The 20,726-nt window shown below is 56.5% G+C and carries 15 protein-coding genes; 4 read left to right on the plus strand and 11 right to left on the minus strand.

Annotation, left to right across the window (positions count from 1 at the left end; genetic code table 11):
* Positions 1 to 86 precede the first annotated feature (86 nt).
* The 5 genes from VEV40_RS10775 to VEV40_RS10795 form a co-directional block, all read right to left on the minus strand.
* Entirely contained in the window at positions 87 to 1,265 is a 1,179-nt protein-coding gene (locus tag VEV40_RS10775) for a hypothetical protein (protein WP_324832241.1), read from the minus strand.
* A 39-nt stretch (positions 1,266 to 1,304) separates the two neighbouring features.
* Entirely contained in the window at positions 1,305 to 3,170 is a 1,866-nt protein-coding gene (locus tag VEV40_RS10780) for an ABC transporter ATP-binding protein (protein WP_414637841.1), read from the minus strand.
* A gap of 21 nt (positions 3,171 to 3,191) precedes the next feature.
* On the minus strand, positions 3,192 to 3,566 hold the full coding sequence (locus VEV40_RS10785; protein WP_324832242.1) for a hypothetical protein: 375 nt from the start codon (positions 3,564 to 3,566) through the stop codon (positions 3,192 to 3,194).
* A gap of 82 nt (positions 3,567 to 3,648) precedes the next feature.
* The gene (locus VEV40_RS10790; RefSeq protein WP_324832243.1) at positions 3,649 to 4,158 is read right to left on the minus strand and encodes a gluconokinase; all 510 of its coding nucleotides are present in this window, start codon (positions 4,156 to 4,158) and stop codon (positions 3,649 to 3,651) included.
* Positions 4,155 to 5,069, minus strand: coding sequence for an SCO family protein (locus VEV40_RS10795; protein ID WP_324832244.1), 915 nt, complete (start codon positions 5,067 to 5,069; stop codon positions 4,155 to 4,157). The genes VEV40_RS10790 and VEV40_RS10795 overlap by 4 nt, the downstream gene beginning before the upstream one ends.
* Before the next feature lie 21 nt (positions 5,070 to 5,090).
* On the opposite strand from VEV40_RS10795, the gene VEV40_RS10800 reads away from it, so the two are divergent.
* Genes VEV40_RS10800 through VEV40_RS10810 form a run of 3 tightly spaced genes read left to right on the plus strand, consistent with a single transcriptional unit; the run spans position 5,091 to position 11,863 of the window.
* Positions 5,091 to 7,838, plus strand: a complete 2,748-nt coding sequence (locus VEV40_RS10800; protein ID WP_324832246.1) for a PD-(D/E)XK nuclease family protein — start codon at positions 5,091 to 5,093, stop codon at positions 7,836 to 7,838.
* Entirely contained in the window at positions 7,831 to 11,403 is a 3,573-nt protein-coding gene (locus tag VEV40_RS10805; RefSeq protein WP_324832247.1) for a UvrD-helicase domain-containing protein, read from the plus strand. The genes VEV40_RS10800 and VEV40_RS10805 overlap by 8 nt, the downstream gene beginning before the upstream one ends.
* Before the next feature lie 4 nt (positions 11,404 to 11,407).
* Positions 11,408 to 11,863 carry an NUDIX domain-containing protein gene (locus tag VEV40_RS10810; protein WP_324832248.1) on the plus strand — a complete coding sequence of 152 codons (456 nt, stop codon included), beginning with the start codon at positions 11,408 to 11,410 and terminating at the stop codon, positions 11,861 to 11,863.
* Positions 11,864 to 11,931: 68 nt separating this feature from the next.
* Here the strand turns inward: VEV40_RS10810 and VEV40_RS10815 are convergent, their stop codons facing one another.
* The 4 genes from VEV40_RS10815 to VEV40_RS10830 all read right to left on the minus strand — a co-directional run bounded on the left by VEV40_RS10815 (position 11,932) and on the right by VEV40_RS10830 (position 16,902).
* Positions 11,932 to 12,726: a response regulator gene (locus tag VEV40_RS10815; RefSeq protein ID WP_324832249.1), complete on the minus strand. Its 795-nt coding sequence runs from the start codon at positions 12,724 to 12,726 to the stop codon at positions 11,932 to 11,934.
* 160 nt (positions 12,727 to 12,886) lie between these two features.
* Positions 12,887 to 13,600, minus strand: a complete 714-nt coding sequence (gene cobA, locus VEV40_RS10820; RefSeq protein ID WP_324832250.1) for a uroporphyrinogen-III C-methyltransferase — start codon at positions 13,598 to 13,600, stop codon at positions 12,887 to 12,889.
* A 139-nt stretch (positions 13,601 to 13,739) separates the two neighbouring features.
* The gene (locus VEV40_RS10825; protein WP_324832251.1) at positions 13,740 to 15,956 is read right to left on the minus strand and encodes a PP2C family protein-serine/threonine phosphatase; all 2,217 of its coding nucleotides are present in this window, start codon (positions 15,954 to 15,956) and stop codon (positions 13,740 to 13,742) included.
* 19 nt (positions 15,957 to 15,975) lie between these two features.
* Complete coding sequence (locus VEV40_RS10830) at positions 15,976 to 16,902, minus strand: YihY/virulence factor BrkB family protein (RefSeq protein ID WP_324832253.1); 927 nt, start codon at positions 16,900 to 16,902, stop codon at positions 15,976 to 15,978.
* Between the two features lie 342 nt (positions 16,903 to 17,244).
* On the opposite strand from VEV40_RS10830, the gene VEV40_RS10835 reads away from it, so the two are divergent.
* Entirely contained in the window at positions 17,245 to 17,451 is a 207-nt protein-coding gene (locus VEV40_RS10835; RefSeq protein ID WP_324832254.1) for a cold-shock protein, read from the plus strand.
* 59 nt (positions 17,452 to 17,510) lie between these two features.
* On the opposite strand, the gene VEV40_RS10840 is transcribed toward VEV40_RS10835, so the two are convergent.
* Both VEV40_RS10840 and VEV40_RS10845 read right to left on the minus strand, forming a co-directional pair.
* Positions 17,511 to 20,255, minus strand: a complete 2,745-nt coding sequence (locus tag VEV40_RS10840) for an ABC transporter permease (protein WP_324832255.1) — start codon at positions 20,253 to 20,255, stop codon at positions 17,511 to 17,513.
* A complete protein-coding gene (locus VEV40_RS10845; protein WP_324832256.1) occupies positions 20,248 to 20,601 on the minus strand; it encodes a PadR family transcriptional regulator in 354 nt (117 codons plus the stop codon). Before VEV40_RS10845 ends, VEV40_RS10840 begins: the two co-directional genes overlap by 8 nt.
* Positions 20,602 to 20,726: the final 125 nt, after the last annotated feature.

Here is a 20,726-nt window from a genome sequence, read left to right on the forward strand (position 1 = left end):
GCGGAGCGCGTAGCGCGAAGTCGAAAGCCTGCCCTGAGCCTGCCGGAGGGACCTGCTTTTTCTCTAAGCACCACGAACCCGGGATGCTAAATCGACTTCGTTCTGGCCCGTCCCGGTAGTTGAGCGTTCGTCTTTCCTCGCAGCGAGCCAAACGGCCACGGAGTAGTTGACGCGCCTGACGAAGTATCCGCCAATGGAACAATCGGGATCTGGAAGTCCCGGGCGCACTTCGAAATCAGCTTCTGAATCTCATCATTCACATACGGTCCAGTTGTGTCCTTTGAAAGCGCCCCATTCCTCATAAAAATATTGCCATTCCCATCAGTCTTCACAAAAATGCCAGTGACATCCACCTGCTTGCCTTCAGGCGAAGTGCCCACAACCACAATCTCGTTATAGCCGGTGTCACTGTCATGGCCAGTTGTATTGGCAAGAATCTTCTGCGGTGAGCGTATCTTGCTCTGCTGCATTTGCTGTTTGCTCTCAAGCTCCCCAAGAATGTCGTTCGTCCTGTTGGCCACGCCTACATCCGAGGACGAGGTAATATAAATGCACTCCGGCGGAACCCGCATGATGAACCCGAATGGATAGTAGGTCGCATGCTTCGTTTGATTAATGACGGTACTGCTGATGATGTTATGTCGAAGGATATTGGGATTTCCCAGGTATTGTTCGTAAAAGCGCACCATCAACCGCTTCTTCATTGGGTTTTTGGCGTCAATCGTCGCGTATCCCATGTATTTGCCGCGTAATTCGTTAAACGCTTCTAGTTCGCTCGCCGAGGCGCCGCGAGACATAACCTCTGTCACCTTCGACGCTTCTCCCATGATGGAATGCACCACATACATGTAGTTGCCGTTGTTATGGCACCACGGGTCGGTAAAGTTTCGCGGTTCCCACTCAGAACGTTTCGCGAAGCGCCCCCGGAATGGCTTGTACGGAAAAAGGTTGCGCAGTTGTCTTTCCAGTTGCCCCGTATCCATCGCCAGAAGCGAATCGCGCTGGTTGTTAGCTTGCGTCGATTGCAATTTGCCTTGTGAAAGCTGGGTCAGCAGGATTGCCCGGACCAGATTGCGGCGAAAGGTCTCGGCATTGGACTTAAACAAGCCAATACCGCCGCGAAAGCCGCCAATCCCAAGGTCAGTTCCAAACTGCTGCATATTTTGCGGCGTTAACTTTCCTTCTACGCTTCCCCGCTCATCTTCTCCCACAACTAACTCAATCACGCCAAGCGCATGCGCAATCCGCTGATTGCCAGTGGACATATCAATCCTTCCATGCCGATGCTTAAATTTGCCAAAGGCTTACGTAGCCTCTTCCACAACGTCGCCCTCGCCCGGAGCCAGAAACAGGTTCGTCTCCAGCCCATGCTGCCGGGTGTAGAGGTCATAATACCGGCCACCCAGGGCGAACAAGCTCTCATGCGTGCCCCGTTCAACGATCTCCCCGGACTCGACCACCAGGATCTGGTCGGCCCGCCGAATCGTCGAGAGCCGGTGCGCGATGACGAAGGTAGTCCGTCCCTGCATCAGGTAGCCCAGTCCGTGCTGGATCATCTGCTCGGACTCGGAATCGAGCGACGAGGTCGCCTCGTCCAAAATAAGGATGCGCGGGTCGGCAAGAATGGCCCGCGCTATCGACAGCCGCTGCCGCTGACCGCCCGACAGCTTCACTCCGCGCTCGCCTACAATCGTGTCGTAGCCTTCGGGAAAGCGCTCGGCAAACTCATCGACGCGGGCAATGCGGCACGCATCGAGGAACTGCTCCTTGGTCGCATCCGGATAGGAGAAGACCACATTTTCCCGGATCGTTCCATCGAACAGGAACGACTCCTGCAGCACCACGCCAAGCTGGCTACGATAACTGTCCAGCCTGACCGTGGAGAGATCAACCCCATCCACCAGCACCTGTCCTGAATCCGGCGAATGGAAGCCGCAGACGAGGCTGATGATGGTCGATTTGCCCGATCCCGACGAACCAACCAAAGCTGTCATCGTGCCCGGACGCGCTTCAAAAGAGACGCCATGCAGAACAGGCTTGTCCGTCTGATAGGCAAAGCGAACATCGTTGAAGGCAACATTACCGCGAATCTCGCCCAGCGTCACAGTGCGTTTCGGATCGTTGAATTCGTCCATCTCGCTCAGGATTTCAAGCGTGCGGTCCAGCCCGGCAACCGCCTCCGTAAGCTGCGTGCCGATGTTCACCACCTGAAACACCGGAGCAATCATGAAGGCCAGAAACATGTTGAACATGAAGTAGTCGCCAAGCGTCATCTGGTGGCTCAGGACTGCGCGTCCGCCCAGCAGCATCACCAGTCCGCCAACGATTCCAAGAATTGTCATGGCGGCAAACGACATGGCGCTGGTCGCTGTCAGCGAGCTGATCACGTTATCTAACAGCCGCTGCACGCCCGCGGCAAACACGCTGGCCTCGCGCTCCTCGGCGTGGTAACCCTTCACCACGCGCACGCCGCCCAGCGATTCGGTCAGCCGCCCAGTCACTTCGGCGTTGATCTTGCCGCGCTCGCGAAAGATGGGGCGGATGGTTTTGAACGCCTGCCGCAGAATCAGAACAAAAACCGCCAGCACGGCAAACACGATCAGCGTGATCTTCTTGCTGGTGTGCATGAGGATGCCAAAGGCAATAATCGCCGTCATGATGCCGCCCAGGAACTCGACCAGCCCCGTCCCAATCAGATTCCTGACGCCTTCCACATCCGTCATGATGCGCGAAACCAGAGTGCCTGTGCGGTTACTGTCATAGAAGCTGACCGGCAGCAGCCCGATATGCTGCTGCACCTGCTTCCGCAGCTCGGCAATCATGCGCTGCGCCGCTTTGGAAAGCAGTTGCGTTAATGAAAACGAAGTCACTGCCTGAATGGCAGTGGCAACAAAGACAACGCCGACCAGCGGTATCAGCCTTTCCGGGTGATGCGGCCGCAAAACCGAGTCGATGAGATACTTGGTGCTCCCCGGCAGCACCAGACCGCAAACCCGGTTCACAGCCATCAGCACCAGCCCGAAAAGCAGCAGACCCCGCCGAGGCCGGATCAGCCTCCAGATTTCCGGCATCACCTTCTTGATATCGGTCTTCTTCTTCGGCTTATCGCCCGCGGCCGCACGGATAGCAGCACGATGGCCAGGGCTGCGTTCAGCCCGCATCGAAGTCATCGATCCTATCCGCATAATGCCCTAGGCCCGCGCCCTGCGCGCAGCGATAAAGGAGCGTACGCAGAAAATCACAAAAACCAGCAGCAGAATCGACATCGCGGCGTTCGCCTGCACCACCACCGGATGGGGAAACTGTGCGCCATGCCGCCAACGAAAATAGTCCACCACGCTCTTGATTGTTGCCAGAAATCCCAGCAAGCCAATGGTGACCGCGATGTGCATGAAGAGCATCCGCTTCTTCGCATCGTCCGTCATCGCAAGAAAGCCGAGTATGCCTAACACCAGTCCAACAGCCGCGGGAATCAGCGCCAAAGGGGTGTGGCTATGAGAACCGGCATAACCGAAGATGCCAAGCAAAATGAGTACAACACCGAAGCTGATGGTAGTTTTCGCCATGCGTAAAGAGCGCCTCCGCTATGCAACAGGATAGAGCATCATAAGTGGCACAAGCCTCAGACGTACAGAAAAACCGGAGGACTCAATTTGTTTGTGTCAAAGGAGCGATGCCCAGTATGTCGAGTACCTTCCGCGCCGCAGCCTCTGAAGGCTCCAGCGCTGAAACGTGCAGCGCATCCGCCGGCAGTTCCAGCGTTGCTATCTGGCTGTCGAGTAACTCAGCAGGCATGAAGTGCAGGCGGGCTTTCATGCGCTGCGAGATGACTTCCCTCGGCGCCTCCGTCAATACAAATCGGCAGGCTCCAGGAGGCAGATCAGCCGCCAGGATTTCGCGGTAAGTCTGCTTCAGTGCCGAGCACGTCAGAATGCCGCTCTCTCCGCGCTGATGCCACTTGAGAATCAACGCATGAAGCGTAGCCAGCCAAGGGCCGCGGTCTTCATCCGTAAGCGGAATGCCGGAGTGCATCTTCCGTCGGTTCGCTTCGCTGTGGTAGTCGTCGCCCTCGGCAAACTGCCAACCGGTAAGCTTCGCCAGCGTCTGCGCGAGCGTCGTTTTGCCGGAGCCGCTCACTCCCATCACGATCAGGATCATGCCTTCCCCTGCTCCGAAACAAGCTGCTTTACGTCTCTCACAATCTGCTCCGGCGTCCAGTCGTTTGTCGGATACCACTTGTAAACCTTGCCGTCCGGGCCGATCACCAGCGTTGAAAGCGAATGCGTAATGGTGCGGTCTTTCTCCGGAGTTGCGCCTACATCAAAGAAGCGCAGAACCGGCGCCAGATCAGCCTTGCTGGGCGCGGCAAAGTCCCAGTGCTCGAAAGTCTCTTTCGTATATCTGCCAGTATAAGAACCGCCATAACTGCGCAGCACCTGCGGCGTGTCATAATCGGGATCAAAGCTGACGCTCAACAAATGCGTCTTCTTGTATAGCTTAGGATCGGCCGCGAGCGTCTTATCGATCTGTGCAAAATTACGGCTCATTCGTGGACAGTAATCTGCCAGCGGGCACCGCGTATAGATAAACGTCATTAGAAGCACCTTGCCGCGAAATTGCGAGAGATGAATCTGCCTGTCGCTCTGGTTCAGCAGATGAAAATCCGGGATCTTATCGCCGGGCTGAATCGGATGATAGAAGAAGCTCGGCTTATAGTCGGGCTTGGCCTGCGCAATGATGACGATTTCATCCAGCAGGTCTGAGTCGTCCGCTGCAATAAGCGTTGCCGTAATGCTGTCGCCGGGATGCAGTTCCGCAATGATGCTCGGGTTCTTCAGCTTGTAAGGCATCGTCATCGCGTCCATGAAACCGGGAATCGCCGCCGCATCCAGAACAATTTCTCCATGTGTTGTATCGACGGTGACGATCTTGCCGCGCACCGGATAATGCTTTGCATGAGCGTCTGTGGCTGACTGCCCCGCTTCTGGATTCGCATTCTGACGGCAACCAGCCGGGATGACACAAATAGCCACAACAGCAAGATACAAGGAGAAAAAAGAACGGGTCACAGCTCAGTTTACACTTTCAATGTGCTCCCACTCTTTGACTCGCAGCCCATACCACAACTGACGGACATTGTTCTCAATGCTCTTGCGGACGGGTCTGTTGTAGTTACGGCAAATGCGCGCGCAGCGCGTGCGCTCAGGCTCATCCATGCGGAGCGCCAGCGGGAAAACGGCCTCTCCATGTGGGCCACGGCGGCAATCTTTGACTGGGATACATGGCTGAATCATCTTTGGCAAGTGCAGGTATTCACCCATCCCGACGCTCCATTACTGCTGACAGCTTTCCAGGAACACACTCTCTGGGCACGTGTCCAGCAAAACGCTGCCGAGTTAGTTGTTTCAGTAAATGCGCTGGCTTCGCTTGCACAGAACGCTTATCAAAGTCTGAGCGACTATGAGATGCAGCGAGAAAAAAACGCGACATGGTTTGAGCCGGACGCCGAACAGTTCCGCCAATGGGCAAAGTCATTCGATCAGCTTTGCAGCGAGCACAACTGGACAAGCCGCAGCAATCTGGAAGCTCTTCTGAGCCACATCAACAGCCTCAATTTGCCAAAGCATGTTCTACTCGTGGGCTTCGACCGTTTTATCCCTGCGCAACTGAACCTCCTGGAGCATCATCGCAAATCCGGAGTGGTCATAGAAGAAGCAGTACTACCATCAGCGGACGCAATGCCAACACTCCTCGCCGCAGTCGATGCGCGTGATGAACTGCTTACCTGTGCGGAATGGTGCAGGCATAAGCTGGGGCAGAACTCCGATATCCGGATTGGTGTGATCGCGCCTGATGTCGGCAGCATACGCTCTGAAGCCGATCGCATATTTCGCTCCGTATTGATGCCGCAATCACTCGATCTTGCGAACGCACCCGTTCCCATGCCATTTGAGTTCTCGCTGGGCGTGCCGCTCTCTACCGTTCCTGTTGTCCGCGCGGCCTTGTTGTTGCTGCGCTGGGTCGGCACCCAATTACCAGAGGAAGATGTTTCATGGATTCTGCTGTCCGGCTTTTTCAATACCGACGCATCTGAGACTCTTGATCTTGCACAACTCGACTTCAAGCGGCGCAATTTCGGAACGCTATCTCCTGAAATATCGCTTAAAGGCTTTGCAGACCATCATGCGTCAAAGCCATTCGCTCGGCGCATGAAGAGGCTGCTGAAAGCAGCAGACGAAAGCCACGCTGACCGTAGGGAACAGACGTTCTCCTATTGGAGCGACCTCACGGAAAAACTGCTCAACCTTGCACAATGGCCCGGCTATCGTTCACCGGACAGCATCCAATTCCAGGCGCAGCAGCGCTTGACCAGGCTGCTGGATGACATTTCGCTGCTCGATTCCACAGGCGGCAAAGTTGCCTTCTCCGCATTTCTGCAAACGCTTGAAATGCACGCTGCCGAGACCACTTTCAGCGCTGAGTCCCACTACGCTCCGATACAAATTCTCGGCGCGCTTGAATCTTCCGGCCAGACATTCGACGCAATCTGGTTTCTCGGCGCTGATGATACACAGTGGCCTCAGACTGGAAGGCCGCATCCCTTGCTGCCGCTTGCGCTGCAACGGAAAGCGAAGATGCCGCACTGCGACGCCGCTGCCGATACAGAGTTGGCCGTCACAGTAACGCGGCGAATCGCCGGCAGCGCCGCTGAATGCATCTTCAGCTATGGGCGACAGAATAAAGAGGGCGAACTACGGCCTTCGCCGATTCTGACAAGTGCCTTTCCCTATGGTCTGCACTCCGTTTCGTCCACTGAATTTCGCCAACAACTTCGCGCACCGGAACCGGCAAAGGTCAAGCCGCAGATCGAATCGGCAGTCGTACACTCGCAGATTGCCCCGTGGCCTGCCGATCGCATCGCCGGCGGCGCGGATCTGCTGCGCGATCAAGCGGCCTGCCCTTTTCGCGCCTTCGCAACCCGTCGCCTTGCCGCGCAGCCACTCAACCGCACCGAATGGGGACTGGATGCGGCAGAGCGCGGCAGCCTGCTGCATTCCATTCTGGAGAACATCTGGTCGCCCGAGACCTCAGAAGAATTTCGCATTGGTTCTCTTGATGATCTCCGTCGCGCAATTGCCTCCGGGCGGCTCGATAAAATTCTGCGCTATCACATCGGCAATGAGTTCAGCGATCTTGCCCATGAGCACTCGGAAGACCCATGGATGCAGGCCTATCTCGAGTCTGAACAGCACCGCCTGCTCGTTCGTCTCCGCGACTGGATGCAGTATGAGGCCAAGCGCCAGCCTTTCACGGTCGATAAGGTGGAGGAGAAGCTGAAAGACGTAAGCGTTGGGCCGCTGAAGCTGAACCTGCGTGCAGATCGCATCGATAGACTCCCCAATGGCTCGCATCTACTTGTCGATTACAAAACGGGCAAGGTATCGGCCTCTGCATGGAAAAGCGAACGGCCCGATGAGCCACAGCTCCCGCTTTATGCGGTGTATGGCAATGTCGAACATGTTAACGGGCTTCTCTTCGCCCAGATTCGTGCCGGCGATACTGGTTTCGTAGGCCGGGCAGCCAATGCGCAGCAGACATTGATGGCCGATTTACCGGCGAACAGCTCTCTGGTGAACCAGCCGCTTGATAACGCCATGCAACACGCATGGCGGCAAGCGCTGCTGCAACTCGCTGAAGAATTCCTAGCGGGCGAAGCATCCGTCGATCCCAAACATGGGAAGGAGAGCTGCACATATTGCCCTTTGCCGGGGCTTTGCCGTGTTGCGGAAACAGACCAGGCAATCGAGCCGGACGACGCCGAGGCCGAAGATGCCTGATCTTCGTCTCACAACGCCGGACCAAAGCGCGCGCGATAAAGCGCTCGACACGAATGCGTCTTATATCGTGCAAGCCCCCGCAGGTTCTGGCAAAACTGAGCTGCTTACGCATCGCTATCTGAAGCTGATGGCGCTGGTCGATGAGCCGGAAGAGATACTTGCCATCACGTTCACTCGCGCTGCAACCGCTGAGATGCGCTCCCGCATTTTGAAGAAGCTGGAAGAAGCGCGTGAGAATCCCGGCGCTCAAATCAGCGATGCCATGCTCGTCGCCGCGCGCACCGCGCTGCTCCACGCCGAGGAGCGCGGCTGGAAGCTGCTTGAACAGCCGCATCGGCTGGATATCCAGACCATTGATTCACTTTGCATGCGCGTCGCACATGAACAACCTTTGCTGGCGCGCATGGGCGGGCAGTTGCAGCCGCAGGAAAATGCGCTGCCTCTTTATGAGAGAGCAGCGCAGCGCACGCTTGCTCATCTCGGCGGACGCAATCGCGATCTGCATGACTCGCTCAGGCACCTGCTTCAACTGCGCGACAACAATCTTGCCGATGCGCAGAGGCTTATCTCGGAGATGCTCGCGCATCGTGACCAGTGGGTGCACGCTTTTCCCTTAACAGGAGAACTGACCGAAGACGACTGGGAAGAGATACGCAGGCGGCTGGAAGCGCCTTTTCGGAATGCAAATCTTCGCGTTCTGCAACAGGCGTATCGTTTGCTTGCAGCTCAACCGCTGATTACAGACGAACTCATAGCGCTCGCCTGCTATGCCTGCGAAAACGACGCCGGCATAGACATTGCGCTGCTCGCCGAGTTGCGACGCCTTCCGGGCCCCGACTACGGACTGGCTGAACATTGGAAATGCCTAAGCCGCTTGCTGCTCACTGAACAGGATGACTGGCGCAAACGCTTTGCCAAACAGGAGGGCTTTCCTGCCTCGAAGGAGAAGCATCTCGCGGCAGACAGCAAACCCAGCGAGCGCATGAAGAGTGTCGTGCAGCATTTGCGGCGTGTTCCAGGCCTGCTCGGATTGTTGGCAGAGATAAGGGACCTGCCGCCTGCGCGTTATGACGATGATCAATGGCGTATCCTGCGCGATCTTTTTGCCGTTCTGCGCTATGCGGTTGCCGAGCTGCGTGTTCTCTTTGCAGACTCAAATGCTGTGGACTTCGTCGAGTTGGGCACGTCCGCGCTTCACGTCCTCGAACAGGAACATCCCAGCGAACGCGCTCTCGGCGTCAGTGACCGCGTTCGGCACCTGCTGATCGATGAGTTTCAGGATACGTCGCGCCGTCAGCATTCGCTTGTCCGGATGCTGCTGCGCGCATGGAATCCGGGTGATAGGCGCACCTGCTTCTTTGTCGGCGATCCGATGCAATCCATCTACATGTTTCGCCAGGCAGAAGTTGAGCTTTTCGAGCAGGTGCGGAAGCATGGCGTCGTGGCTGCCGGTCAACAGCATTTATGTACTCCGCTTCAGCTTTCTGCTAATTTCCGGTCACATGAAGGCCTGACCGGTCCTCTGAATGCTTACTTTGATGCTATCTTTGCCGGCGCTCACGCTGCTGGAGCCGCATCTGTATCGTTCTCCGCATCGCAGGCCGTCAGCAAAGCGCTTCCGGGAAGGTCCATCCACCTGCATCCGCAGTTCGTGCCCAGAGGAGATGAAGATGCGCTCATTGATGCCCGCGAACACGAGGCGGATGAAGCGCTGCGCATCATTCAGGAGCACATGCCGCGCATCCAGAAAGCTGCCGAGCAGACGGCGGACCCGGACAAGTCTTATACCGTCGCAGTGCTGGCGCGCGCCCGGCCACATCTGGCGCTGATTGCGCAGAAGCTGCGTCAGAACAACGTTCCGTTTCGCTCTGTCGAACTTGAAGCCCTTACCGAGACACAGGAGATTCTTGATCTGCTGTCGCTCACCCGCGCGCTGCTGCATCCGATGGACCGCATCGCGTGGCTCTCCGTCCTGCGCGCTCCGTGGTGCGGACTTACGCTTGAAGACCTCCATGTCCTTTGCGGCAGCGATGACAAACAGTTCGCCAGACTACCAATACAGCAGCTTATCGAAGAGCACCTGCCCTTGTTGAGCGATGACGGGCAGCAGCGCTTGCGGCGGACTTACGCGGTGCTGACGCGAGCGCTTGAAGTCCGTTATCAGCAGACACAATCTCCATCGCTTTCATCATGGATTGAGCGCACCTGGCACAGCCTCGCCGGTCCGCTCTGCCTGAATGAGCAGCAGCAGGAAAATGCGCGCATCTTTTTTACCATGCTGGATGGCGTTGCACCAGACGGCATTGAGTGTCTGAGACAGGAATTCGACCACAAGCTCAGCCGCCTGTTTGCGCAACCCGATCCGCGCGCCAGCGAGCGCTTCGGCGTGCAGTTGATGACCATCCACAAGGCCAAGGGATTGGGGTTTGACGTGGTGCTTGTTCCAGGGCTGGACAGGAGCACAGGACGCGACCGGCAGCAGTTGATCTGTATGCTGGAACGCGTCAGCGTCGATGATCCCGACGTGGATGAGTTGCTCGTCGCACCCATCGGCAGCAAGGGCGAGGACACGCATCCGCTGTATCAATGGGTGCGGAAGCAGCGGCAGATGCGCGAGGATGAAGAGCGCAAGCGCGTCTTTTATGTCGCCTGCACGCGGACGCGGCGCGAGCTGCACTTGTTTGGAACCGCTGTTATCGGCAACCGCGGCTCGCTTGAGCCTGGCTGGCCGGACAGTCTGCTCGCTACGGCCTGGCCTGCTCTGGAGCCTGAGTTCGCTTCTGCTTATCAAACACAGTCGAAGCAGATTGTGATTCCCTTCCCGTCGCCTCCGCAGCCGGGTATCGTCGATATTGCAGCGGTCGCGAGTCCGTCACATCCTCCTCTGGTGCTAAGACGATTGCCATCGGATATTGTGATCCAGCCAACGGGAGAAAATGTAACTGTTGCAGGCACATTTACTCACCTAACAGATGACCGCGAGCCTTTTGAGCGGCCTGAAGGCTCGCGCCGGCTGCGCGTTATTGGCAGCGTTATTCATGCGCTTTTGGAGCGTTTAAGTCGCAGTTTTGCACAAAATTCCGCACTTTCCGCAGCGGAAATCCGGCCTTTGCTTCAGCCACAGGCGTCTGCCATGCTGCGAGCCGCCGCGTTTCCCCCTGACCAGAGCGCAGCGGCACAGGCGGACATTATGGCCGCCGTCGAATCGGCTGCAGTCGATCCGGTGGGCCGCTGGCTGCTTGGGCCACATCCGGATGCGCAATCTGAGGCGTCGTGGACGGGCTGGGTCAATGGCCGATTGCAGACGCTTCGCGCCGATCGCGTCTTTCGCGCAGGTGCGAAGCCTCTGGAACAAGGCCAGGATTATTTCTGGGTTGTGGACTACAAAACCTCGGTTTGTTCCGGCCGCGATGTTGATGGCTTTCTTGCCGAACAGCGCAAGTTCTATGAGCCTCAGCTTGCGTCTTACGGACAGGCTTTACGCAAGCTCCACGGAGAAAATCTTCCCCTTCGATTCGGGCTTTACTTTCCGCGAATAGGGCGGCTGGACTCCTGGGCTGGTTGAAACGATGCCGAAACGCAGCGCTGGTTTATTGATGTATCGGCGTGTGAATGGCCGGATCGAGGTGCTGCTCGCGCATCCGGGCGGGCCGTTCTGGGGGAAAAAAGACCTGGGAGCGTGGTCGATTCCCAAGGGAGAATTCGGGCCTGAGGAAGACGCCCTACTGGCTGCGAAGCGCGAGTTTGAGGAAGAGACCGGAGTCATGCCAGAGGGCGATTTTATTTCGCTGGGAGAGCAGAAGCAGGCTGGCGGAAAGCTCGTCGCAGCATGGGCAATTGAGGGAGATTGCGAGCTGTCGATTCTGAAGAGCAATTTGTTCTCTATGGAATGGCCACCGCGCTCGGGACGTATGATGAAATTTCCCGAGGTTGACCGGTGGGCATGGTTTGGTCTGGATGAGGCGCGGGAAAAGATTCTCGCCGGACAGAGAGTGTTTCTGGAGCGGTTAGTGGAGAAGGTGTAGCTGGGCTGAATTATTGCTTTCCCACCCTCGCAAACTGCGCGATAGGATGGGGCACCCAGGTTTCGTGCTCAGGTGGTCCCACACTTCGCTACCGCGTCTTGCGCTAGCTCATCGAGACCCTCATTGACGCGGGCCAGATCGGGTATGACATAGCTGAGATTGACAGCAAGCAGATTCTCCTGGACGACCTGCGCAATGACGCGCCGCAATGTGCAGAATTCCGCCAAAACAATATCCGAAGTAGAGCTCTCAAAATTTTCCTGATCGCCGTGCTGCGGGTATTTCGGCGGACCTTCTCCCGCATAACTCTGCGCCGCCTGAATGACCTGCTTCATAATCCCATGAACGCGCTGGCTGAGTTGGTCTTTATCCAGCGGCAATCGCGATATTCGAGGATCGTTCTGAATCGCCGACAGCCACAGCTCCTCAAGCCGTTCCAAATGCTCGTCAAGGAGCATCGCCACCCGTTTCGGAGGCGGAAGGCGGTGCTGACGCAGTGGAGTGGTCAGTTTGTTTTCAATGGTGCGCACCAGCAAGGAAACATTCGCGGGCTTCACAATGTAGTCATCTACTTGCTGCCGGATGGCTTCGAGCGCGGTTTCAAATGCAGGATACCCGGTCAGGATTATGGTCACTGCTTCGGGTTGTGTTCTGCGCATGGCGCTGACCACGGTCAAGCCATCAGCAGGGTTGCCGATATTAAGATCCGATAAGAGCACATCGAATTTCTCCGACACGATTTTTTGCAAAGCATCGGCAACAGTAGCCGCTACGCTCACCTCAAACTCATGCTGGGCAAGAATCGCGGCCAACGTGATAAGAATAATTTCTTCATCGTCTACGAGTAATAATTTTCGCTGCACTATGGTTGGATGATAACTCCCGCTTCGGAGGACTGTCTGCGGGCCAGCTGGCGGGCGATAGCTTGCTATCCCTTTGTTGCGCAAAGGATAGGCGCACCTATTCGTGCCAGCAAAAGCGGATTCTTCCGCTTTCTCTCATCATCAGGACGCCGGAACTCCATTATGAGTTTTCCGTGAGCGCATTGCCTGCCAGGATGACGCAGGGAGGGGGGAGCGGTGCTGTCTGCGCTAGTTTGCCGATGGTAGTGTGCAGCGATTGCTCTTTTGGCGTTGCGACATTTGAGACAACGATGCAGGGCGTGTCCGCGCCGAATCCGGAAGCGGTGATTTGTGTGAAGAGGTGGGCATAGTCAGATCCTGGCATATAAATGACGAGGGTTGCATCGGCGGGCAGATGTCCCCAGCCGGTACCTTCTTTCGTCGCGCGATGGCCTGTCAGGAAAATGACTTTGGACGCGAGCCGTCGGTCGGTCAGCGGGGTGTGGATGGCTGCCGCTGCAGCGAATGCTGCGGTGATTCCGGGCACAATTTCAAAAGGCACTGACGCGGCACTCAGCGCGTCGATTTCCTCGCCGGCGCGGCCGAAAAGCATGGGATCCCCCACCTTGAGGCGCACCACGCTGTGGCCATCGCGCGCATGGCGGATGAGCAGTTCATTGATATCGTGCTGCGTGACGGATTTGCTGCCGCAGCGCTTGCCGACATTGCGAACTATGCCTTTGCGAGCCAGCTTAAGGATTTCCGGCGCGACGAGATCGTCGTGAAAGACCAAATCAGCGGTTTCGATCAGCGCGGCGGCGCGAACGGTCAGCAGGTCCGGATCGCCCGGCCCCGCGCCTACCAGATAGACTTTTCCCTTCTCTGCTCTTTTCATAGGTTCTGGTTTTTGAATGCCCGGGTTAAAGCCCCTTTGTTCTCTGCGTTGGTTCACCGAGCTAAAGCCCGGTGCTTTTACCCTTAAAAGCTTTTCAATATCTGCTTTATAAAATGATGTCGCCTGGCGCTATGCACCTTCAGCGTTGACGCGCTAATACGAGCGTAATGTCGTCGGGCTGCTCCTGTCCGCCGATCCAGTTGCGCAGCGACTGCATGACTTGTTCCGAGATGGCTTCTAACGGCAGGTGGCGATGTCTGCGCACAACTTCCAGCAGGCGCTCTTCGCCGAACTCACCGAAGTCGTTTTCCGGCTCGGTAACCCCGTCGCTATAGGCAATGAGAATGTCGCCCAGATTCAGCTTCTCGACGCCCTGGTCGTAGGTTGCATGTTCGAGCAGGCCTACCACCGTCCCACCACAACCAAGCTGCGTCGTGCTGTTGTCGCTGCGGAGAATCAAAGGCGGAAGCTGACCCCCGCACGAGTATGTGAGCTGGCTGGTGCATCCGTCATAATGGGCCAGAAACAATGTTGCATATTTTTCCGGCTGCGTGCTGCGATACAGGTGACGGTTCAACTGTGTGAGGATTTTCGCCGGTTCCAGGAATGGATCGCTGCCATTGCCGTTTGTCGAGCCATGAGTCATAACCGCTGCGCTTAACTGATGGCCCGCAGTCAACAGGTCTTCTCCGGCAAAGCGATAAGCGCGAACGGCGGAGTGTAGTGTCGCCATGAGCAGCGCGGCCGAGATGCCCTTCCCGCTGATGTCGCCCAGCGCCAGGCCGAGGCCGGAATCGCCGGAGACGAGGAAGTCGTAATAATCGCCGCTGACGGTGCGCGCGGGATAGCAGGCGCCGTGCAGCTCAAGCATGGGCAGTGAAACGGAACCATGAGGGAACAGGTTTGCCTGGACTTCCTGGGCAATGGCAAGCTCGCCTTGCAGGCGCTCTTTTTCACGCTGCTCGGCGAGCAGACGCTCCAGCGAATACGACATGCGGTTGAAGGAGCGGCTGAGAGAAGCGAGCTGGTCGCTGCGCGTGACCTTGATGCGATGCGCGAGATTCCCCTGGTCGATTTCCAGTGTCGCGTCATAGAGATCGTTGACCGACCGGGTGATGGTGCGGTTGAGGCGCACGGCCATGATGAATGCAATGAGCTCGAGGATCGCGAAGAAGACGGCGATTGCGATGAGGATGTTCTGCACGAAAGTCGCCACGGTTAGCGAAGTGATGAACAGCCTCTGATAAAGCAGGGAGGGACGCGAGGTGACGATGGTTGGCGTGCCGAGGGCCTTGCCCGTGGCCCAGTCGCGGGTTTCGAGCGGCGCGTAGAAGCTTATGGGTATGTCATAGAAGTGCTGGGCAGCGGGCAGCGAACCGCCGACAATGGAGTTCTTGCGGATCTCCTCACGCGTGGCCTCATGATGACGGAGTTCCACCTTCATGCCGGATTGAGAGGGTGTGTTGAGTCGGGACTGATCCCCTCCGGCAGAATTTTCATCATCCACGGGGAGGTTGGGCACGATTTCGATTCGTCCAAGACCGTGGGCCACTCGATCGAGACGCGCCCTGTCCACCAGAACGCTGGTGATCAAAGTAGTCGTATGGCTGCCAATGGTCTGCATGTCAATGGCGCGGAGATAGAGCTTGCCATTATCGCGTACCGCCCCGCGGAAACGGTCTTCTGCCCATGATGGGACATGCGTTATTTCAGTGGCCTGCAGGTCCGCAGGAGTAATGGCAACAGGCTTGCCATCCTGAAATGCGGCCATGTGCAGACCAGTGTCTAGACTGCCGGGCGCGGTGTCTTCCATTTCAGGGGGCGGAGATACGCTTTTGCTTCCGGGACTGGTAGCCAGAAAGTGTGCCACATGCACGCAAAAAGCACGATTTTCCGCCCCATAATGCTCCATTTGGGCGTCAATGTCGGATGTTGCAGCAAAGATGGCGAACTGCCCGCTGAATCCATAGAGTGCGATCAACGCCAACAGTACGAAAAGCACGACCGGCGTGAGCGCCATGAGCAGATAGGTCATGATGAGCCGGTTGCGAAGCTTCCACAGGAAGCGTCCGAAGATCCAGCGCCAGACCAGCGGCACGCAAAAGATGATCAACAGAAAAAGTGTGAAGGAGCCTATGCCGTTAAACACCGCACCGGCGACGCCCGGCAGCAGGCGCGTGGGCAGCAGGATTAAATAGATAATGAGCAGCCAGAAGGCGAGACGGTGCACCTTGGTCTGCGGCGGTTCGCGGCGCAGCGCGCGGAAAACGCGGGCCTCAAAATTTTTCACCTGTCCCATGGTTTCTATTCGCTGTTGCTTCGCCTGGCTATCTGGATTGAGTTTACGGCATTTCACCAGAAATCCGGGAAGCGCTTTAGCTGTCTGCTTTCTGGGCGGCTTCGATATCGGCTTTGCGCGCCAGGCGCAGGGTGTATCGGGTCGCCGAGGACTGCGCGCCGGCAAGCAGCAGTAATCCAGTAAGAAACGCCCACATCATCAGGCTGACGGAGACGGAAAATGGCCCATAGACGGACCGCAGATCGAGCCAGGGGAGGACTTTCACATAAAGCACCTTGGCGGCTTCCCACATGAGTCCGGTTACGATTCCGGCGGGCAGCACGGCGCCTACCGGGAGCTTGCGATTGGGCAGGACCCAATAGATGACGAAGAAGATAGCGACACTTAAAAATGCGGCGGATATCTGCAGAAAAACATGCTCGAAAAACGAATAGAAGACGTTATTTGTCTTCCCCAAAAATAGGAATGAAAGAACTTTGTTCTGCGTAGCAGTAAGAGCGATAGACACAATGGCGAGCAGCCCCACCGCAAACGCGAGTCCAATGGAAATGAGCTGATTCATCCAATACGAACGATTCTTGGGCACGCCCCAAACGCGATTGAGCGCAACTTCAAGCGGCAGAAAAACCCCGGTGGAGGAAATCAATAGCATGACAACCGAAGCAATCTGCACTCCTCCGCGCGGGTTCACGAGAAGACTCATGTTGCGGACGACGAAGTCCTGGTTGGAGGGTAAGAAGTAGCGCAGCATGTCCCCGATAACATCGACCATGGCCTGGGAATGAAAAACGCTGCGCGCGAGCGTAAACATCATGACGATAAACGGAAACAGCGATAGAATGGCGTTCGCGGCAACGCTGAAGGCGTAAGTGTGCACTTCCGTCTGGGTTAGGTATTTGGCCAGCGAGGTAATCTGCTTCCAGAAAAGCGATCCCGAAAGCGAGACTGCCGGCTTTGGCGGTTTTTTACCGAGCATAAGTGCGGTTGGCGGAGCGGCCTGCATGTCTTAAGCTACCAAAACATACGTGGAAAACGTCTTATAGGCACCATCTGTTTTCCCCCACTTGGTAAAGCGCGAAGTGTTACTAGAGTACAGTGTCCTCTCGTAACCTCTTGTGATTCCTTGCATTTATAACGCACTTTTTACTTGCTTCCCACTCTGTTTCCTGCCATAACCATAGGAACCGATTTGCTTTTCAGCACGTCGGGATTTTGGAAGGCCATTTATTAGTTTGTGGTTCAGTCTCCGGGAAATCCTGTCAGTGCGTGGGCTGCCGATGCAGTAACGGCGGCTCTTGGCGTCTACAGGGGCGTTTTTCAGGAGCAATAGCGGAAAGGAGTAGAGGTGAAAGAGCATGGTGTTGTGAAGTGGTTCAATGGAGCCAAAGGTTATGGGTTCATTCAGCGTTCGACAGGAGAGGATGTCTTCGTACACTTCTCCGCGATTCAGGACAATGGGTATAAGACGCTAAACGAGGGTGAGGCAGTGGAGTTTGAGTGCCAGCAGGGTCCCAAGGGACTGAATGCGGCCAACGTAACACGCAACGCCTAGACTCAACACAACTTCTTCTTCTGCAAACGGACACCTGTGCAACACAGGGAGTCCGTTTGCTATTCTTCGTGCAGAACCACCATCGGATCGACGCTGGCCGCCTTGCGGGCAGGGATGAAGCTGGCAACAATCACGATGACTGCCAGAGACACCAGCGACGCGCACAGCGTCAGCGGATCATGCGGCTTCAATCCATACAGCATGGAAGCAGCAGCTATTCCCGCTGCAAGAGCCAGTCCGGTTCCAATCGCTGCACCAATCGCCAGCAGGATCAGTGACTCCCGCAAAACCATCAGCAGAATCTTCGCCCGGGCAGCCCCCAGCGCCATACGTACGCCTATCTCATTTCTGCGACGGATGACCATGTAGGAGATCACGCCATAGATGCCGATCATGGCAAGAACAATCGCCAGTACACCAAAGAATCCCGTAAGTGTTGCCATGACCCTCTCTCCAACCAGATCGTCACGAACCTGAGTTTTGAAGGTCGAGAAATTCAGCACCATCGCCGGATTCATCTCCTGCGCGACACGCTTGACTTCGGCTACAAGCGACTCCGTTGCCTCGTTCGAGCGGATCACAAACGTCTGCCCTTCTCCCGGTTCCTTTTCCTGTGAAGTAGCGACAAAAATGATCGGCGGGAAGTCTTCCCGCAGTTGGCGATATTTCATATCTTTCACCAGCCCTACGATCTGGTACGTCTGGTCCGGCTGGCCCGAATCGTAGATCACCTTGCCAACAGGATTGGCTCCTCCGAAAAACTGCTTGGCGAACGTCTCGTTCACGATGGCTACGCGCGGTGACGTGGGCGTGTCAGAATCGTTGAAATCGCGTCCCGCAAGCGTTGGAACGCGCATGGTTTGAAAGTAGCCCTGCGAGACCGAGTTGAAAAATGTGTCCTTCCGCTGCGGTCCGCCGGGAACGTCAACGTTATTGTCCCATCCGCTGTGGCTGATCGGCACGATGAACACACCGGCCGCTGATTCAACCCCCGGAATTGCATGCAGGCGCTCGTTTAATTCCCGTTTGAAGGCTGCGCGTCTTTCGAGCAGAATATGCATTGGCGAGAAGTCGAAGCTCGCAACAAGTAGATGGTCCTGCTCAAAGCCGACATTGACAGTCATCAAATTGCGAAAGCTTCTGGCAAACAGAAGCGCTCCTACCAGCAGCACCAGAGACAGCGCCACCTGCGAAACCACAAGGATGCGGCGCAAAGCAAAGTGATTGCGCCCTGAGGTCACGCCGCGTCCGCTAGCTTTCATCGCCGAGCCGGGATCCGTATGCGAAGCCTGCAGAGCGGGAGTCAATCCGAAGAGAATGCAGGTCAATACCGCCAATCCTGCGGCAAAACCTAAAACGCGCCAGTCCAGCGGAATGTCAAGGAAGATGCTGTCCTGGCTCGAACTGAATAACAGGATCACGGCCCGGCTCAGGAACTGCGCAAGGCATACGCCAGCCGCCGTTCCGAAGACCGCCAATAGCACGCTTTCCGCCAGAACCTGCCGCATCAGATGCATACGCGATGCCCCCAGCGTAAGCCTCAGCGCCATTTCACGCTGGCGGGCGCTCGCCCTTGCGAGCAGAAGATTTGCTAGATTCGCGCATGCAAGCAGGAGAACGAGGCCGGAAAGTCCCAATAAAATATTGAACGGATCGTTTCCGTCGCGCAGGTTTGAAACACCTTTATCTGCGCATTGGGCCTCAAGCTGGAACCGCAGATAATCCTTCTTGGTAATGTCGTCGTATTTCGGCGGGAGGGTCGCCGCAAAAATTCCCGGTGAAATCGTAGCCAACTGCGCGTTCGCGCGCTCAAGAGTCCATCCTGGTTTGAGCCGTCCGATTGCCGCCAGCCACCAGGTCATGGGATCGTCGGTCCACGAATTTTTACCTGAGAACGCTGGTTCAGAGCATATAGCGATGGCAACATCGAAATTCCTGCCCACGTCTACACCGTGAAAGGACGGCGGTGTTACGCCGATGATCTGAAATGGCTGCCGATCCAGCATAATCTTCGCGCCCAGCGCTGTATCGCGTCCGCCATATTCCTTTTGCCAGAAGGAGTAGCTGAGAACCGCGCCCTGTGTGCCGCATCCGCGATAGTCATCCGCAGGCGACAGCAAGCGTCCAATCACCGGCTGCACGCCCAGCATCGGGAAGAAATTGCCGCTGACCATCAGCGTGGACGCATTGCGCGCTTCCCCGCCCTGACTGAGGTTGTGCCCTTGTGGGGACCATACGGCGATATCGGAAAAGCCCTGTTGCTGAGCGCGAAGCAGGTTCCAGATACCAAACGTCAGGTCTGAGTGGTTTGTTACGAAACTTCCCGTCATCCCATTAGGGTCATGCGTAATCCGCACTGAAACCAGTTGCTCCGGATGCTTTACCGGCAGCAAACGCAGACGCACTGCATCGAGAAGCTGAAAGATGGCCGTGTTAGCACCAACCCCGAGTGCGAGCGAAAGTATCGCGACAACAGCAAAACCGGGACTGTTCCAAAGCTGGCGCATGGCATAGTGCACATCCCTTCCGAGTCCGCCAAAAAATCTCGCGCTACCACTGCTTCCCGCCGCCAACGGCTCATGTGCCCTGGCGATGGTACTCGCCAATCCTTTCAACAGACGTCCATCTTCAAGCTCGGAGTGTAGCGTCTGATATGCCTGGTCCGCATCCACTCCGCGGGTGAGCATTTCTTCATAACGGTCGCGCAAGTGCTGGCCCAGTTCCTCGACGACATCTTCTTCGCGTGTGGGCTCAAGACTTAGACCGGCTATGGCGGCGCGTACTTCTTTCGACCAGTCAGGCATTTTCCGCCTCCGTGATGCGGTGGATCGCGTTTACGAAATCGAGCCAGGTTGCGCGCTGCGTCTTCAGCACATTTTTACCCTGCGCGGTGAGGCGGTAAAACCGCCGGCGGCGCTGGCCCGCTTTTTCTACCCAGCGCCCTGCAATCAGCCCGCGTTGCTCCAACCGGTATAGCAACGGATAAAACGAGGCGACGTTGAATTTCAGTACGCCACTGGAGCGCTCTTCTATGAGCTTGCTGATCTCATAGCCATGCCTCGCCTTGTGCTCGATAAGCGACAGAATCAGCAGCTCGGCGCTTCCCTTTTTCAGTTCGCGGTCGAATACTCGCGCAGCCATATGTTTCATAACAACATATGCTAGCGCAATATACGAAACTGTCAAGATGTTGGCTGCGGTTTGCCGTAAACAGGCTGACTACCTGCGATAATGCGGCGATGCCTTCTTCCGCGTGTCCGAAAGGGTGCACTTAG

The sequence above is a fragment of the Alloacidobacterium sp. genome, from assembly GCF_035631355.1.
Classification (GTDB): domain Bacteria; phylum Acidobacteriota; class Terriglobia; order Terriglobales; family Acidobacteriaceae; genus Alloacidobacterium.